Origin of the sequence: Corynebacterium silvaticum, assembly GCF_004382825.2 — a bacterium.
Classification (GTDB): domain Bacteria; phylum Actinomycetota; class Actinomycetes; order Mycobacteriales; family Mycobacteriaceae; genus Corynebacterium; species Corynebacterium silvaticum.
The window spans coordinates 456,743-473,594 of sequence record NZ_SDQO02000002.1 but is presented as its reverse complement, the minus strand read 5'-3'; the positions used below and the strand labels follow the sequence as shown (position 1 = coordinate 473,594).

The following is a 16,852-nucleotide window of genomic DNA, read 5'->3' as shown; positions in this document are numbered from 1 at the left end:
TAAGTCACGTAAATACCCTCCCCTCCCCAGTGGAAACAACTGGTCACAGGCGAAACATCAAAACCCCAACCCTCAAGTACAGGTTCAGTGAAAAGGGGAAAGCTAAAGGGGTAGAAGACTACTTCTACCCCTTTAGCTTGGAGCGACTTAGCCGAGCTCACCGTTTCGCTTCGCAGCAGCCTCAGCTGCGCGATACACCATTCCCCGCAAGCCGCTTTCCTCCAGCTCACGGATAGCTGCAATCGTGGTACCCGCCGGTGAACAGACGTTAGCGCGCAATTGCGTAGGCTCCTCCCCGGTTTCCTTGAGCATTGCGGCCGCACCATAAAACGCATTGACTGCCAGCTCCTTGGCTTGGTCCCGATTCAGTCCCAGGTGCACGCCGGCGTCGATAAGCGCCTCAGCAAAGAGGAATACGTATGCAGGCGAAGAACCCGACAGCGCAACAACAGTATCTAAATCAGACTCTTCTATCAACGTGACGTTGCCAACGGTCTCAAGCAGCTTGCACACCTGTTCCACCGCGGACTGATCCGCGAAACGACCAGGGGCGACCGCCGAATTTCCTTTGCCTACCAGCATCGGAGTGTTAGGCATAACGCGAATCACGGGCGAGCCAGCCGCCAAGATTTCTTCGATAGCCGCGGTGCTTACGCCTGCCGCCATCGAGACCACGGTGGTGTTGGAGTTGTTATCGACCGCGTCCGCGATCTCCTCGACCACATTAATAATCTGCTTTGGTTTGACGCATAAAAATACAACGTCAACCTCGTCAACGGCAGGAATATTCTCCGTAAAAGATACGACGCCGTACTTTTCTTTCAGAGCCTGACCGTGCTCCGCGTTCCTGTTGGTGACGTTGATATTTTTAGGGTTCATCCCCGCAGCAATAAGCCCTGAGATAAGGGCTTCGCCGATCTTGCCGCCACCAATCACTGCAATTGAAGTCATGGCGACCACTCTGCCACGCTCGCCGCACCAACAGCAAAAGCGAAGGGCTGGCGGAAGATTGCTCTCCACCAGCCCTTAAAAGCCTATGTACAGGGATTAAGACACGAGCAGCGGGCCAAACGTCATGACCAGACCAGCGACGCCTGCAAGAATCATGGACTCGCGATCCCGCTCCGTGCGCAATGCATGAACGACGCCAACGATAGCTCCGGTCACGGCCACAGCCAATGCTGCCACGATCGCTTTACTCAGAGCACCCCAAAGCTGCTGGAAGCCTAGGAAAATGACAACACCCAGGACGATTCCCGCCAAAGCCATGAAGATGACTCCCATGGCAGAGATCTGTTCCTCTTCTTCGTCTTCCTCGTAGTATTCGTCGTATTCGTCATACTCGTCGTCGAATTCTTCTGCGTCTTCATAGTCTTCGTAGTCATCTTCTACGTCATAAAACGCTTCGTCCTCGTCTTCGACAACCGCAAATGTGCTGGTCTCTTCAGCGGCATTGACGGGTTCCGCAGGAGGAGTATCTGCAACCTCGGCAGGCGCTACAGCTGCCATACCAAGGGAGTCAGCGGCAACCTGCACCGCTTCACTGTCCGAATCCTTTGAGACCGCGGGGAAAGAATCAGTGGTCAGGCGAACCGGATCTTTCTCATCCACAACACTCAGAACAATGGTTTGTTCCTTGCTGGGGGTCTCTGCCACGGGTGCTTCTGGCCCAACAGGCGTTTCCACATTATTAGCGGCGAGAAGCTCCTCAGCCTGGGTTGCAGCTTGCCGTTCCTGAGTCTTCTCCGACTGCCCCTTGACCGCGTTAAACGCGGCATCACGTTTTATTGCCTGAGTACGGGAAGTCGTGGGGAATGCGTCCGCGAACGGGGCAGGATCATGGGAGGCAGGGTCTGTAAAAGCCGCAGGTTGCGTGCGAGAGCCTTGTGCAACGCTATCCGGTTCTCCCGTGCTAGACGACGCGGCAGAGGAAGCAGGGACGTCGATAGGCTGGCTGGAGTGCTTCGACTCGGCGGGCTTAGCGGCCACCTTAGGAATGCTGCCAGTCAGCTCCGCAACGGAAATGCCCCCATCTTCCAGGTTGTGGCGTCGACGTCGCGGAGTTTCGGAGCTACCGCCGTTTTTGCCGGAACGCGCCAATAGTTCCGCAACGGTGAGTTGTTTCTCGCTCATCTCTCCTACTTCTCTACTAAAAGGGTTTCCTTTGGCACAATACCCTGTTCTATACGCCGAAGTATGACGCCTTCACGGAGTGCCCACGGGCAAATTTCTAAATGTTCAATTCCCAACGCCCTCATAGCAGCTTCTGCGACAAGCGCCCCCGCTACAATCTGCTGCGATCTATTCGCGCTCACGCCTTCCAGCTCTGCCCGGTCTGCGGCCGTCATCCTAGAGATAAAAGCAATCAGTTGTCGCAGGCCAGGAGCACTAAGCTCGCGCTTGACAAAGGGGCCAGCGGAAGAAGGAGCTGCGCCGGTGAGGCGACCTAAGGTGCGAAAAGTTTTCGAGGTTCCCACAGCCAGACGCGCCTCACCATAGGACTTCAGTGTTTTTGCACTCTCAACCAACTCAGCATCGATAAAATCACGCAGAAGGTTGATCTTCTTACGCTCAGGGGGATCCGTATCAAACCAATTGTGGGTAAGACGAGCGGCACCGAGGTCTAGGGAGAAAGCCGCGTCCGGGTTCTCGTTCTCCCCCGTCGACATTTCTAGCGATCCGCCACCAATATCCAGATTAATAATCCGTCCGGCCGACCATCCATACCAACGCCGTACGGCAAGGAAAGTCAGTCTCGCTTCATCCCTTCCGGAGAGTACTTCAAGGTTGACCCCCGTATGCTTAGCGACCTCCGCAAGCACCTCATCAGAATTAGTTGCTGAACGCACCGCGGACGTAGCAAAGGGCATGAGCTCTTCACACCCAAGTTGCTCGGCTAATGCAGCAGCTTCCGCCACCGAGGCCACGAGCTTATCCACCCCAGCAGCGGTAATGGCACCCTTTTTGTCCAGGTACCCCACCAGCTTTAAGGTGGTTTTCCAGTCACTCATCGGAGTCGGGCGACCACCCTGTTGGGCATCCACCGCCACCAAGTGAACCGTGTTGCTTCCCACGTCCAATACACCTAATCGCACTACTCCAGGGTAGACCGTATAGCCTGTCCAGTGTGAATGACCCCAAAACCACTCCCGAATCTGCTCCAGTGCATCTTGGTTTCCCCGAGTTTTCGCCGGCTGCAGAATCGATCCGACGCGGCGATGAATTAGCGCCGGATTTTCCGCGCCAATGGTTTGAGTTCACCAATCCGGAAGACCCGATGCATCAGTTCAGCATCGACCTCACCTGGATCGAATCCACATATTCCTGCGCCTTTGGCACTGAATCATGCAAAGGCATCGACGCATCCCTTCCTTCCGTAGGATGCTGCGGGCACGGAGCCTATCTCTCCGACGACGAGGACCGCGAACAGCTGTTGCAGGCCGTGTCGCAGATGCCCGCGCGCTATTGGCAGCTGCGCCCAGAAGAAACTGACGCTTTTATTTCCGCCGACGACCCCGCAGAGACAGAACCTTGGCTGGTGTGGGATGAGCTAGACGACGACAACGGCGAACCAGAACCAGCACTGAAAACCACAGTGGTCGACGGCGCATGCATCTTTGCCAACCGCAAGGGCTGGCCCACCGGCACCGGCTGCGCGATTCATCAATGGGCGCTCGATGCAGGCCGCGATCTCACGGTGGTCAAACCGGAAGTATGCTGGCAGCTCCCGTTACGCAGACTCGAAGCATATGAAGAGCGTGCCGACGGCGTAGAGATCCTACGCACCACGATCACAGAATATGAACGGCGTGGTTGGGGCAACGGCGGCGAAGACTTTGACTGGTACTGCACCACCGCACCGGCATGCCACGACAACTCCGACCCCTTGTGGGTGACTCATGAGGCGGAGCTCAGAGCACTCATGGGAGACCCCTCATACGAGTTTTTAGCGCACATATGCCGCACGCGGGATACCGCCCGACGCAGCGGCGTTCCCGCAAGCATTTTTAGCCCGCATCCGGCTAGCGTAGCTGCGGGCGCTCGCCCACAGGCCACATCCTAATCTTCGAACTTGTAGCCCAATCCCCGCACTGTAACCAGATGCTTAGGGGAAGAAGGCTCTTCTTCAATCTTGGATCGCAGGCGCTTGACGTGAACGTCCAGCGTCTTGGTGTCTCCCACGTAATCTGCGCCCCAGATGCGGTCGATAAGCTGGCCCCTCGTGAGGACCCGCCCGGAGTTGCGCATGAGGTATTCCAGCAGGTCGAACTCTTTTAGCGGCATAGAAATGCTTTCTCCTGCCACGGTGACCGTATGGCGTTCCACGTCCATGCGTACGCGACCACCGCCGAGGATATCGTCGCCGTCTTCCTCGTAATCTGCTACTTGTTGCTCGCCGCCGCGTCGCAACACTGCCCGGATTCGCGCAATGAGTTCTCGCGCCGAATAAGGCTTGGTCACATAATCGTCTGCGCCAAGTTCCAGGCCCACGACCTTGTCTATCTCAGAGTCACGGGCGGTCACCATAATCACTGGGACGCTCGACACCTTGCGCAACCGCTTGCACACATCGGTTCCAGACATGCCAGGCAGCATGAGATCGAGCAAAACAATGTCGATGTCGTTCTTCTCAAATTCCACTAGGGCTGTGGGGCCATCGCCTGCGACTACCACCTCAAACCCTTCTTTGCGCAATAAAAACGCCAGCGGATCGGCGAGGGACTCTTCATCTTCAACTAGAAGAATAGTAATCATTTAGGCCTTGTCCTTTCGGCGAGAGTCCCCACGAGGCACGCTGGGGTGAAGCAACAATTCTGAATCCGATTCGGCATCGACGGAATCTGCAGGCGCAGATTCCTCGGGGTGATAGATCGGCAAGTCAATGGTAAACGTCGACCCGGTCCCGGGGCGCGACCACAGCTTCACATCCCCCCCATGGTTAGCAGCAACATGCTTAACAATAGCCAGGCCCAAACCGGTTCCTCCGGTAGAGCGCGACCGCGCCTTATCCACCCGGAAGAACCGCTCAAAAACTCGACTTTGGTTTTCCGGGGAGATACCAATACCGCTGTCGATGACGCGGATGAGCACGAGCTCGTCGAAAAGCACTTTGGTGGTCACCGATACCGGCATCGCATTCGGAGAATAATTAATAGCGTTGCTGATGAGGTTGGACACTGCCGTGACCAAAAGGCTTCTATCGCCCATCACTTCAACGCCGCACTTCTTCCCCCGCGTCAACTCAATGCCCGCGTTCTCGGCGGCAAGGTGGTTCCGGCTCAAGGCTTCGTCGATGATCTCGTCCACCGCGACTGGTTGCAGATCAGGCAGTGCCTCCGCACCCTGCAGCTTGGACAAGGAGATCAGCTCATTAATCATGTCTGCAAGCCGATGCGCCTCTTTTTGCAGACGCTTACCAAAGTACTCAACCTGCTCTTGATCATCTGAGCCTTGCGTTATTGCTTCAGCCAGCAAAGCCATGCCCCCCACCGGGGTTTTCAGCTCATGAGACACATTGGCCACAAAGTCCCGCCGCGCAGCCTCCATGCGCTGATTCTCTGATTCATCGGTGCTAAAAACGATCACGTAGCGGTCATCCACCAGGGTCAGGGGTTTCACCATCGCCCGCACCGACGTGATGCGCGTACGCCTATCCGCAATGGCCAACTCCAGGGAGTGGGTTTCCCGATCCTCAAAGACCTCTTGAGAAAGCGCCCAAATGTCAGGGTTCAGGCTTCTCTCATGCACAATCCCCATGTCATGGGCACGGGCATTAGACAAAAGGACACTGCCGGTACGATCCACCACCGTGACTCCCGTGGGCGATCCCTGCACAGCCAAGTGCAGCATTTGACCAACGGTGGTCACCTGGTTGGCGTGGGCGCCCGCGAGCGACCGATGGTAGCGCCCCGAGCGGCCTTGGACCCACTTAAACGCGGGTAGGGCGAGGCCCATAAGAGCCGCGCCCAATACGAAAGCTAGTAAAACATTCACTAGCTCACCATCGTAACCTGTTATTTGCCGCCTTGTGCAGCAACCGCCGCAGCGCCTGCTGCCGCTGCCTCTGGATCAAGGTAAGTACCACCCGGATTAAGGACCTTTCCGTCCTGGTCAAGCTCGTATACCAGCGGAATTCCGGTAGGAATATTCAGCTCAGCAATATCTGCATCCGAGATATTGTCGAGGTGCTTGACCAATGCACGCAAGGAATTGCCATGCGCTGCGATAAGGACAGTCTCGCCCTTCTTTGCTCGCGGCAAAATTTCCTCTTCAAAGTAAGGCACAAAACGATCCACGACGTCTTTCAGGCATTCCGTGCGCGGCACCTGGGGAAGATCCGCGTAGCGAGGATCATTGGCCTGGGAGAACTCGCTTGAATCCTCCAGCTCCGGAGGAGGGGTGCCATAAGAACGACGCCATTCCATGAACTGATCTGCGCCGTACTTCTCTTTGGTCTCAGCCTTGTTCAGGCCCTGCAGCGCACCATAGTGACGCTCGTTGAGACGCCAGTCGCGTACAACAGGAATCCAATGGCGATCTGCCGCGTTAAGCGCGATGTTGGCGGTGCGGATTGCACGACGAAGAAGCGACGTATACACAACAGTTGGCAGAACATCCTGCTGCTTCAGCATCTCGCCGCCACGCTTGGCCTCGGCCTCGCCTTGCTCGGTAAGGTTAACGTCCACCCAACCAGTGAATTGGTTGGAGGCGTTCCACTCGCTTTGTCCGTGACGGAGAAGAATCAGTTTTCCGATAGTCATAGTGCTCAGTTTGCCACGAAAATGTCCGCCCGGCAGCGATCACACTAAAATGTGGGATTGTTTACACTTATGTCCGAGCGGACTTTATCGTAGTGGCGGCCTCTATGCGGAGAATCCTTATCGCTTACCCTTCCGCATGGCGCTCTTTACATTCATCAACATCAATAGTGAGCGCGGCCTCATAGACTTCTTCCAGCTTCTCCGCAGAGGCAGCCCACGTAAAGTTCGCAGCGTGGCGCACTGCTTCCTCACCCATCTGGATCCGCAATGCATCGTCGTCAAGCAGCTGCGCCAGTGCATCCGCCCAGATTTCCGGCGCGTGGCCGTCGACAAGCAACCCAGTCTCCCCATCGGACACCGCAATCGGCAGACCACCCACCCGAGCCGCAACCACCGGCGTTCCGCTCGCCTGGGCCTCCATAGCAACAAGCCCAAACGACTCGTTATATGAAGGCACCGCAACAATATCCGCTGCCTGATAGATAGAGACCAGCTCTTCCGGCGGACGCGGGTCAAGGAACCGCACTCGCTTACCCAACCCCAAACGCCGACTCAATTCAATGTAATGTTCGACGGTCGCCGCGGCACCAGAGGGACCACCACAAAAAATAACCCGAAGTTCACGTTCAGGATCACGGCGTATCAGTTCAGCCACAGCAGCAAGCAATACTTGTGGCCCCTTAAACTCCTGCAGCCTTCCCACAAAAGCAATGACCTTGATATGCAAAGGAATTCCCAAACACCGTCGAGATACCTCCGTATTACGCTGCGTACCCGGCGTAAAAAGGGAAATATCCGTGCCCGGCGCGATCACCGCCACCTTATCCGGCAGCACATCATAATGACGGATAAGGTCGCTGGTTTCTTCTGGGGTGTTCACCACTAAAATATCCGCGTTATCCACTAGTTGCTGTTCACAAATCCGGCGAGCTTCCGACTCACGCATGTCAGAGGTTGAGCTATAGAAATTCTTCACCGCCGCCAGCGTATGAGCAGTATGAACCAGCGGAATCTCCCAAAGATCGCGCAACAGCCACCCCACCTGACCGGACAGCCAATAATGGCTATGCACTACGTCGTAGGTCAGCGCATTGCACTTAACAAACTGCACTATTCCGCCCGCGAATGCCGCCAGCTGGGTAGGCAGCTCTTCCTTAGACAACCCTTCATAGGGACCCGCCACGATGTTAATAACCCGAAGGCCTGGCTCTACATCGACGACCTCCCCGTGGCCGAGGCGCGTCGCCCGCGTAAAAACGTCCACGTCTAGCCCACGACGCGCCAGTTCCCGCGCTATCGACAAAACATAAACGTTCATTCCACCGGCATCGCCGCTACCCGGCTGCTGCAGCGGCGATGTATGCATCGAAATCATGGCTATACGCATAACGATCATTCTAAGAGGAGAACGTCGTCTGCGTTTGTGTTGGTAGCGCTGTGAGGTGTTGCTATGCCACTGCCAGCATGTCACCCTATGTCGCCTTGCACCTTTTCCTATTGTTTAGATCACTCTTTTATATGAATGCTTGGAGTATCACTTGAATGTCATATTGTGACTCTAGCCATTTGCTTTAGGCGCAATTCATCAAAGATATACGCCCCTCCCCGCCTCACAAATCCATAACATTTCCAAAATCACCAGCTTATGGATTCCCCCAGTACTCAAACATGAGGCTATGCTCGTATTAAAACTTACCGGTGTGTAAAGTTAATCCAACGTCGAAGGGACATCATGTCAGCATTTGAGACCAAAGCGTGGCTACAGTACTACCCCAGCTGGACACCTCACAGTCTTGATTATGGAGATACCACTCTCCTTGATATTTATGACAACAACTTGGCCATCAACGCCGACAAACCTGCCACCTATTTCTTTGGCAAGCGCCAGAGCTATGCCGAATTGGATAAGCAGGTACGCAGCGCGGCCGCAGGCCTCCGAGCACTTGGTGTCCGCGCCGGCGACCGCGTAGCCATTTGTCTCCCCAACTGTCCGCAGCACGTCGCTGCGCATTATGCGGTACTCAAGCTTGGGGCAATCGTCGTTGAGCACAACCCCCTTTACACAGCACATGAGCTAGAAGCGCCGTTCACCGACCACGGTGCACGCGTGGCCATTGTGTGGGATAAGGCCGCACCGACGCTGGAGAAACTACGACGCACCACCCCGCTAGAAACCATCGTGTCCGTCAATATGATCGACGCAATGCCGCCACTGCAAAAATATGCGCTCAAGCTGCCGATTCCCGCCTTGATGAAAAAGCGCGATGCAATCACCGCGCCAGCGCCCAATACCATCCCCTGGCAGATCCTCACCGGTACCGCACTCGGTGGCCAGGGCGAAGATATCGTCTCCTGCCCCGAAGTAACCAAAGACTCTGTGGCACTCATCCTGTACACCTCAGGCACCACGGGCGCGCCCAAGGGCGCTCAGCTTACCCACGGTGGCCTCTTTGCCAACCTCCTGCAAGGCAAAGCCTGGATCCAGGGGCTGGGAGATCAAGATGAACGACTCCTCGGCGCCATCCCAATGTTCCATGCTTACGGCGTTACCATCGTCCTCAACCTGGCGTTTTACATCGGCGGAGAGATGGTGTTGCTGCCAGCACCGCAGATCCCGCTGATCATGAAGATCATGAAGAAGGAGCCCGTTACGTGGGTTCCCGGCGTCCCCACCCTGTACCAAAAGATCGCCGAGGCAGCCGAGAAATCCGGCATCTCCATCTCCAGCGTCCGCAATTCCTTCTCCGGCGCTTCCGCACTGCCGGTGGATACCGTCGCATACTGGGAAAAGCTCACGAGCGGCCTGCTTGTCGAGGGCTACGGACTCACCGAGACGTCTCCCGTTATCGTCGGAAACCCCATGACCTCAGACCGCCGTCCTGGTTACGTGGGAATCCCCTTCCCCGACACCGAAGTTCGCATCGCAAACCCTGAGAACCTCGACGAGACGATGCCCGACGGGCAGGAAGGCGAAATCCTGGTTCGCGGCCCCCAGGTGTTTGCCGGTTACCTCAACCAGCCCGAGGCCACCGCGAATAGCTTCCACAAAGATTGGTACCGCACGGGCGACGTCGGCATCATGGAAGAAGACGGCTTCATCCGCCTTGTTGCTCGCATCAAGGAAATCATCATTACCGGAGGCTTCAATGTGTATCCGGCAGAGGTAGAAGATGTTCTTCGCCAGCACCCTGATGTCCTCGATGCCGCCGTTGTTGGACTCCCGCGTAGCGACGGCTCCGAGTCCGTTGTCGCCGCAATCACCCTCAACGAGGGCGCAGCCCTTGACCCCGAGGGGCTTAAGGATCACTGCCGCGGAAACCTCACCCGTTACAAAGTGCCGCGCACCTTCTACCACTTTGAAGAGCTCGCTAAGGACCAGCTTGGAAAGATCCGCCGCCGCGAGGTGCAGGCAGAACTGATCCAGAAGCTCAAGAAGTAACGCGACAGCTTTTCTGCACGTCCCTGCATTTCCATAGACAAAGCGCGCTCCGACGCCCGCTAGACCCCCTAACGTCTATGGAAATGCAGGGTCTTGCTTATTCACCCACTCATATTCGATCTAAAATTCGACGCCAATCCACACCGGCTCAGGCTCCAAAGCCACTCCAAAAGTTTTTTGGACACCGTCGCAAATATCATGTGCCAACGCCACCAGATCTGTTGTGGTTGCGTTGCCCCGGTTGGTCAGAGCCAGGGTGTGTTTAGTGGAAAGACGAGCAGGCGCGCCTTCGGGGTAGCCCTTCTTATATCCAGCCCTATCTATCAGCCAGGCCGCAGAAAGCTTCCATGCGCCGGGGCCCATCGGGTAGCACGGCATGGCGGCCGCATCCTCTGGTTCGCACAGCTCCGCCATCCGAGTCCGCACCGTTTCCAAGAGTGCATCGCTGACAATCGGGTTGGTAAAAAACGATCCGGCAGACCACGTGTCGTGGTCATCGGGGTCATAGACCATTCCTTTCCCCCGGCGCAGCTGCACAACGGCTTCTCTTACTTCCCGCACATTCCAGCGAATCGCTTCCTCGCCAGGGGCCGCTACGCCCAAGAGGCGCGCTAATTCCCCAAAGCGCAAAGGCGCAGAAAGCCCGTCCAAGGATAGCTGCAGCGTGATGCCCAGCACTACGGCCCGGCCCGTGAACTTCAAGTTGGAGTACCTATATGCCAGCTCTAATTCCGCAGCCGGAACCTCGGAGACCTCACCAGTGCCACGATCCAAAAGCTCAACGCTTACCAGGACATCTGCTATTTCTGCACCATATGCCCCAACATTTTGCACGGGGGTCGCTCCCGCAGAGCCGGGGATTCCGGAAAGACATTCGATGCCTCCGAGCCCTGCGTCGACAGCAAACGCGACGACGTCGTCCCACACCGCGCCAGCATCTACTACAAGACGCCCAGTGTGCATATCTGCAGAAATCTCTTCGCATTCTACGATCACAGCGACGACCGGAATATCGCCATCAGCGATCACCAGATTAGACCCTCCACCAACGATGAGAAGGGGGATGCGGTGGGCGTCGAGAAGCCTCACCACATGCGCCACAGCCTCACGTGAGCCGCAATGAACAGCGGCGATAGGCGTGCCGCCGAGATGGAAAGTGGTGAGTTCGGAGAAGGCAAGAGACTCGATGCGAGTATCGGCATGGCGCTCGATCTCGGGTCGAATTTCGGCGAATGTTTGGGTCAGCGATGTATCCGTCACCCCTTTAAGGGTAGTCTGTACGCATGACAACGCGTAGCGAGAACACTGTCACCATCAATCAGCCAGCTGAAAAGGTGCATGCAGCCCTGACTAACCCCGATTACTGGGCGTTCGTCGTGGAAAACCTGAGCCCCGAACCAGGTCAGGTTCACGAGTTCGCAGACGCCAACGGCGGCGCCGTAGTAACGCTCTTTGAGGTGCTCCCCCTTGAGGTGCTCCCCGAAGCTGTTCGTGCGATGATCAGCCAGGCATTGAAGGTTAAGCGTGTAGTGACTGTCGGCGGCCTCAACGGCGACTCCGCCCCCATCAGCTACACCGCCGACGTAAAAGGCACCCCTGTAGATTTCAAGGGCGAGATTGCTCTGACCGGCGCTGGTCAATCCACCACGCTGTCCTATGCCAACGAGGTCACCGTGAACATCCCGTTCATGGGTGCAGCCATCGAGCCCAAGGTTGGCGAGGCCCTCGGCGAGCTCTTCCAAAATGAAGGCAACCTCACCGCACAGTGGATCTCCGAGAACCTCTAACTCGATTTTTTAACATTTGACCGATGGCCGACCATGCCCATAATCTCCGAACTTCCTTTGGGCACGGTCGGCCTTTGTCACGTCCTGTCGGCGTAATCACCCGTGGGACAACAGGATTCAATCGCCTCCGCAGGTGCGATAGGTGGATGGCGCATCACCCAGATATACGGGCGGCACTGCGCAGAGCCGAAACCCCACTGGCCCTGGATGTGGACTATGGGGCGAGTTCTACCACCACGGTAGACTGGGCCCGTTGGTTGCGCACAATACGCCCTACTACACAGGTCACAGGGCTAGAAATCGATCCGGAGCGGGTTCTGCCTCCGCGTGATGGAGTTACCTTTGAGCTCGGGGGTTTTGAGCTAGCGGGTTATCAGCCCACGATCGTGCGAGCTTTCAACGTTTTACGCCAGTATGACGTAGACCAAGTGCACGACGCATGGAACATGGTTACCTCGCGACTCCAGCCAGGCGGATTCTTCATCGAGGGCACATGCGACGAACTCGGCCGGCGCTCAACATGGGTATTACTTAATCACTCAGGCCCGCTATCACTCACCCTTGCGTGAGATCCCTTCGACGTAGAACGCCCCTCCGACATCGCAGAGCGCCTTCCCAAAGCCCTCATTCACCGAAACGTTCCCGGCGAGAAGATTCACCAGCTACTTTCGCTTGCCGACGCCGCCTGGAACCACAGCGCCCCATGGGCATCCTATGGACCCCGCGTGCGCTGGAGAGCTGCCCGCGCTTCCCTCGCGGAGCAAGGCATCCCCATGATGCCTATTCGTCGCCCCGTGCGCGACAGTCTCCTGACTGTCCCATGGTCTCTTGTAGACCCAGTGCAGCGCTGATTCCCCACCGAACCGCTAAGAAGTTCGCACGTACATTAGCGCCTCGTGATTGTCACGGCCTTTTCCCTGTGATTCCAGCCAAAACGGTTTTTCATCTATTTTCATTGCATTTTCCAATTGAGTAAATAGGTTCGACCAAAAGCTGATCAAACACATATAAACACCGCATGTCGCAGCCCGCTTTCACCTTTACCGACCACAATCCAAGCAGCTAGCGGCCCATTATTTCCGGTAAGTGTACAGGTTTTCACCGTTTTCCACACGGACGAGGTCAGACACAATCACACAACCCCAAACCCCATTTACGCCGTTGTGAGCCACAAGTAAAAACGAATCTAAGTGAGATAACTCACCCCTTTCTGTTTATGCAGAGATGGGTCACTATTACTACACTCGAATTTGTTCATGGCAAAAGCCGTCAAAAATAGCTCAGCCCCGACGTACGAACCTAGGACCGAGTAAAAACTAGCGGCTATGCCATCTAGGAATCTCTGTATCCCCGAACCCGCAGGGATCACAGCAACTCGATTTAGAGAGGGCACTTTCTCGATGACCACCGCCCAACAAGAAACGAACGTGTCTGCTTGGGAAGGCTTTGCAGCCGGCCCATGGCAGGAAGACATCGATGTTCGCGACTTCATTCAGCGCAACTACACCCCCTACGATGACGACGCCAGCTTCTTGGCAGGCCCCACGGAGAAAACACTCCGCGTATGGGACACACTGGAAAAGAACTACCTTTCCGTAGAGCGCAAGAAGCGCGTTTTCGACGTAGACACCGATACTCCTGCTGACATCGACGCGTTCCCTGCTGGCTACATCTCCGAAGACGATGACGTCATCGTTGGCCTGCAGACAGACGTTCCACTGAAGCGCGCAATGATGCCTTTCGGTGGTTGGCGCATGGTCGAGACCGCTATTAAAGAAGCGGGCAAGGAAGCAAACGAAGATATTAAGAGCATCTTCACCAAGTACCGCAAGACCCACAACGAGGCAGTCTTTGACATTTACACGCCTCGTATCCGTGCAGCTCGTTCCGCTCACATCATCACCGGCCTGCCCGACGCATACGGTCGCGGCCGCATCATCGGCGATTATCGTCGTGTAGCACTCTACGGCGTTGATTTCCTCATCGAGGAAAAGAATCGCGCCAAGGACTCGGTGGCAACCGAGCACTTCTCCGAGCACTGGGCACGCTACCGTGAAGAGCACTCCGAGCAGATCAAAGCTCTGAAGAAGCTGAAGATCATGGCAGCTTCCTATGGCTTTGACATCTCTCGCCCGGCCAAGACCGCTCAAGAGGCTGTTCAGTGGACGTACTTTGCTTACCTAGCATCCGTTAAGTCCCAAGATGGTGCCGCAATGTCCATCGGCCGCCTCTCCGCATTCTTGGACATCTACTTTGAGCGCGATCTCGCCGCAGGCCTCATCACTGAGGAAGACGCTCAGGAAATGATCGACGCCCTCGTCATCAAACTGCGCATCGTCCGCTTCTTGCGCACCATCGATTACGATCAGATCTTCTCCGGCGATCCTTACTGGGCAACCTGGTCCGACGCTGGCTTTGCAGAAGACGGCCGTTCGATGGTCACCAAGACCTCCTTCCGCCTGCTGCAGACTCTTCGTAACCTGGGTCCTGCACCAGAGCCAAACATCACCATCTTCTGGGATCCCGAGCTACCCGAGGGCTACAAGGACTTCTGCGCCGCAATCTCCATCGAGACCTCGTCCATTCAGTACGAGTCCGACAAGCAGATTCGCGATCAGTGGGGCGACGACGCCGCCATCGCTTGCTGCGTGTCCCCGATGGCTATCGGCAAGCAGATGCAGTTCTTCGGCGCCCGCGTGAACAGCGCAAAGTCGCTGCTCTACGCTATTAACGGCGGCCGCGACGAGGTCTCCGGCAAGCAGATCACCGAGCCCGGACTGTTCGCTCCCATCGAGGGCGATGGCCCCTTGGACTTCGATGAGGTCTGGGAAAAGTACGAGAACATGCTCGACTGGGTCGTCGGCACCTACGTTGAGGCACTCAACATCATCCACTTCTGCCACGACCGCTACGCCTACGAGTCCATCGAGATGGCGCTGCATGACTCCAACATCATCCGCACCATGGGCTGTGGCATCGCAGGTCTGGCTATCGTCGCCGATTCTCTCTCTGCCATCAAGCACGCAACAGTCACTCCTGTGCGCGATGAGACCGGATTGATCGTTGATTACATCACCGAAGGCGACTTCCCTCGCTACGGTAACGACGACGACCGCGTCGACGACATCGCCGCAACCATCGTCCACACGGTGATGTCCAAGATCAAGGAAATCCCGCTCTACCGCGATGCCATCCCGACCCAGTCGGTGCTCACGATCACCTCAAACGTGGTCTACGGCAAGGCAACCGGCGCGTTCCCATCCGGACACAAGGCTGGTACTCCGTTCAGCCCTGGTGCAAACCCAGAGAACGGTGCGGATACCCACGGTATGGTCGCTTCCATGCTCTCTGTGGGCAAGCTGGACTACCAGGATGCTCTCGACGGCATCTCCTTGACCAACACCATCACTCCTTCCGGCCTTGGCCGCACAGCTGATGAGCAGGTCAAGAACCTGGTCGGCATCCTCGATGCCGGATTCATCATGGACGAAGACTAAGCCTTCGCTCCATCCCTAACAATTCATTCCCACAAGAAATCGGAGAAACTTATGTCTTCTAAGACCTTTGAAGAGCGCCTCAACGACATGAAGACCCAGCGTGACCAGAACAACGCAAACGCAGGTCTGTACCACGCAAACATCAACGTCCTCGATCAGAAGACCCTTGAGGATGCCATGGAGAACCCTGACAAGTACCCGAACCTCACCGTTCGCGTCTCCGGCTACGCCGTGAACTTTGTCAAGCTCACCCGTGAGCAGCAGCTCGACGTTCTCTCGCGCACCTTCCACCACTCCGCATAAGGAGTAGCGCGCTCAGCGTGCATCTTTAGCTGCCACCGCCTCGAGTTCGCTTGAGACGGTGGCATACTTTTGCCCAGATTTTTGTTGTACTTCAGTGACAGCGACTGGCCTACCAACCACCCTTAGTTTTAGCCCCTCGCAGATCTACCGCCCCGCGTACGTCGCGATCGAAAGGAATCCTCATGGCCGATGGAATTAACTCCACCGTTACGGTCGAACGCTCAGATGACCCGCGTCTTCGCGGCACGGCCGCAGGCATCGGAACAGATCTTGAGCTTGAGGATGTTTCCCATAAGGAGCTGATCGAAGCCCGGCGCACCGGCGACATCGCCCTGGTGCATTCATGGGAGCTAGTCACCGCCGTCGACGGGCCCGGTACTCGCATGACCATGTTCATGGCGGGTTGTCCCCTGCGCTGCTTGTACTGCCATAATCCTGACACTATGCAGATGAAGGCGGGGACGCTCGAACGGGTGGAAGATATCGTTAAGAAGATCAAGCGCTATCGCAGGGTCTTCAAAGCTTCCGGCGGCGGGCTTACTATCTCCGGCGGCGAGCCCCTCTTCCAAATAGCCTTCACCCGCCGAGTGCTCAAAGAGACGCACGACGCAGGAATTCATACCACCATAGATACCTCGGGTTATCTGGGAGCTCGCCTCAGCGACGAAGACTTAACAAACATTGATCTTGTGCTTCTCGACGTCAAAGCAGGCGACGAGGAGACCTACCACCGAGTCACTGGCCGTGAGCTACAACCGACTATTGATTTTGGTAACCGCCTCCATGCAGTGGGCAAGCCCGTGTGGATTCGTTTTGTGCTTGTCCCAGGGCTTACCGACTCCCCGGAAAACATCAATAACGTGGCGGACATCGTTGAGCAGTGGAAAGACAACGTAGAACGAGTTGAGGTGCTTCCCTTCCATAATATGGGCGCAGACAAGTGGCACGAGCTTAACCTTCAGTATGACCTCGAGGACGTCAAGCCTCCGACAGAAGAATCGGTTGCGTTTACCAAGAACGTTTTCCGTTCTCGTGGTCTGCTGGTTCCTTAGCCAACCTCCGGCC

Annotated in this window: 12 protein-coding genes and 3 pseudogenes; 7 read left to right on the top strand and 8 right to left on the bottom strand. The window is 56.3% G+C overall.

Annotated elements, in window-relative coordinates; translation table 11 throughout:
- Nucleotides 1-147: 147 nt before the first annotated feature.
- The 3 genes from proC to ET810_RS06385 all read right to left on the bottom strand — a co-directional run bounded on the left by proC (nucleotide 148) and on the right by ET810_RS06385 (nucleotide 3,095).
- Complete coding sequence (proC, locus tag ET810_RS06395) at nucleotides 148-951, bottom strand: pyrroline-5-carboxylate reductase (protein WP_134316155.1); 804 nt, start codon at nucleotides 949-951, stop codon at nucleotides 148-150.
- 96 nt (nucleotides 952-1,047) lie between these two features.
- Entirely contained in the window at nucleotides 1,048-2,133 is a 1,086-nt protein-coding gene (locus tag ET810_RS06390) for a DUF2157 domain-containing protein (RefSeq protein WP_087453325.1), read from the bottom strand.
- A 5-nt stretch (nucleotides 2,134-2,138) separates the two neighbouring features.
- Entirely contained in the window at nucleotides 2,139-3,095 is a 957-nt protein-coding gene (locus tag ET810_RS06385; protein ID WP_087453324.1) for a Ppx/GppA family phosphatase, read from the bottom strand.
- A 32-nt stretch (nucleotides 3,096-3,127) separates the two neighbouring features.
- On the opposite strand from ET810_RS06385, the gene ET810_RS06380 reads away from it, so the two are divergent.
- Nucleotides 3,128-4,063, top strand: a complete 936-nt coding sequence (locus ET810_RS06380; protein ID WP_087453323.1) for a DUF3109 family protein — start codon at nucleotides 3,128-3,130, stop codon at nucleotides 4,061-4,063.
- Here the strand turns inward: ET810_RS06380 and ET810_RS06375 are convergent.
- The 4 genes from ET810_RS06375 to mshA form a co-directional block, all read right to left on the bottom strand.
- Nucleotides 4,060-4,755, bottom strand: coding sequence for a response regulator transcription factor (locus ET810_RS06375; protein WP_087453322.1), 696 nt, complete (start codon nucleotides 4,753-4,755; stop codon nucleotides 4,060-4,062). The two genes, ET810_RS06380 and ET810_RS06375, sit on opposite strands and share 4 nt — an antisense overlap.
- Entirely contained in the window at nucleotides 4,756-5,994 is a 1,239-nt protein-coding gene (locus ET810_RS06370) for a sensor histidine kinase (RefSeq protein ID WP_087453321.1), read from the bottom strand.
- Between the two features lie 20 nt (nucleotides 5,995-6,014).
- On the bottom strand, nucleotides 6,015-6,761 hold the full coding sequence (locus ET810_RS06365) for a phosphoglyceromutase (protein WP_087453320.1): 747 nt from the start codon (nucleotides 6,759-6,761) through the stop codon (nucleotides 6,015-6,017).
- 124 nt (nucleotides 6,762-6,885) lie between these two features.
- Nucleotides 6,886-8,148, bottom strand: a complete 1,263-nt coding sequence (gene mshA, locus ET810_RS06360; protein ID WP_415750656.1) for a D-inositol-3-phosphate glycosyltransferase — start codon at nucleotides 8,146-8,148, stop codon at nucleotides 6,886-6,888.
- Between the two features lie 345 nt (nucleotides 8,149-8,493).
- Here mshA and ET810_RS06355 point away from each other — a divergent pair, with 345 nt between their 5' ends.
- Entirely contained in the window at nucleotides 8,494-10,200 is a 1,707-nt protein-coding gene (locus ET810_RS06355) for a long-chain-fatty-acid--CoA ligase (protein ID WP_087453318.1), read from the top strand.
- Between the two features lie 120 nt (nucleotides 10,201-10,320).
- On the opposite strand, the gene ET810_RS06350 is transcribed toward ET810_RS06355, so the two are convergent.
- A complete protein-coding gene (locus tag ET810_RS06350) occupies nucleotides 10,321-11,460 on the bottom strand; it encodes a UDP-N-acetylmuramate dehydrogenase (RefSeq protein WP_087453317.1) in 1,140 nt (379 codons plus the stop codon).
- Nucleotides 11,461-11,483: 23 nt separating this feature from the next.
- On the opposite strand from ET810_RS06350, the gene ET810_RS06345 reads away from it, so the two are divergent.
- From ET810_RS06345 to pflA, 5 genes and pseudogenes are all read left to right on the top strand, one after another.
- Nucleotides 11,484-11,987 (top strand): DUF2505 domain-containing protein, encoded by a 504-nt coding sequence (locus ET810_RS06345; RefSeq protein ID WP_134316153.1) that lies wholly within the window; start codon nucleotides 11,484-11,486, stop codon nucleotides 11,985-11,987.
- A gap of 23 nt (nucleotides 11,988-12,010) precedes the next feature.
- Nucleotides 12,011-12,838 (top strand): annotated as a pseudogene (locus ET810_RS06340) (class I SAM-dependent methyltransferase).
- 474 nt (nucleotides 12,839-13,312) lie between these two features.
- Nucleotides 13,313-15,214: pseudogene (locus tag ET810_RS06335) on the top strand (pyruvate formate lyase family protein); the annotation flags it as partial.
- Nucleotides 15,194-15,787, top strand: a pseudogene (gene grcA2, locus ET810_RS13340) (autonomous glycyl radical cofactor GrcA2). The pseudogenes ET810_RS06335 and grcA2, both read left to right, overlap by 21 nt.
- A gap of 182 nt (nucleotides 15,788-15,969) precedes the next feature.
- The gene (gene pflA / locus ET810_RS06325) at nucleotides 15,970-16,839 is read left to right on the top strand and encodes a pyruvate formate-lyase-activating protein (protein WP_087453314.1); all 870 of its coding nucleotides are present in this window, start codon (nucleotides 15,970-15,972) and stop codon (nucleotides 16,837-16,839) included.
- The last annotated feature ends 13 nt before the right edge of the window (nucleotides 16,840-16,852 follow it).

Bases quoted from the DNA above. Each gene is read 5' to 3' on its own strand.
- ET810_RS06375 (WP_087453322.1), bottom strand. From the start codon at position 4,755: ATGATTACTATTCTTCTAGTTGAAGATGAAGAGTCCCTCGCCGATCCG.
- proC (WP_134316155.1), bottom strand. From the start codon at position 951: ATGACTTCAATTGCAGTGATTGGTGGCGGCAAGATCGGCGAAGCCCTT.
- ET810_RS06355 (WP_087453318.1), top strand. From the start codon at position 8,494: ATGTCAGCATTTGAGACCAAAGCGTGGCTACAGTACTACCCCAGCTGG.
- ET810_RS06390 (WP_087453325.1), bottom strand. From the start codon at position 2,133: ATGAGCGAGAAACAACTCACCGTTGCGGAACTATTGGCGCGTTCCGGC.
- mshA (WP_415750656.1), bottom strand. From the start codon at position 8,148: ATGCGTATAGCCATGATTTCGATGCATACATCGCCGCTGCAGCAGCCG.
- ET810_RS06365 (WP_087453320.1), bottom strand. From the start codon at position 6,761: ATGACTATCGGAAAACTGATTCTTCTCCGTCACGGACAAAGCGAGTGG.
- ET810_RS06345 (WP_134316153.1), top strand. From the start codon at position 11,484: ATGACAACGCGTAGCGAGAACACTGTCACCATCAATCAGCCAGCTGAA.
- pflA (WP_087453314.1), top strand. From the start codon at position 15,970: ATGGCCGATGGAATTAACTCCACCGTTACGGTCGAACGCTCAGATGAC.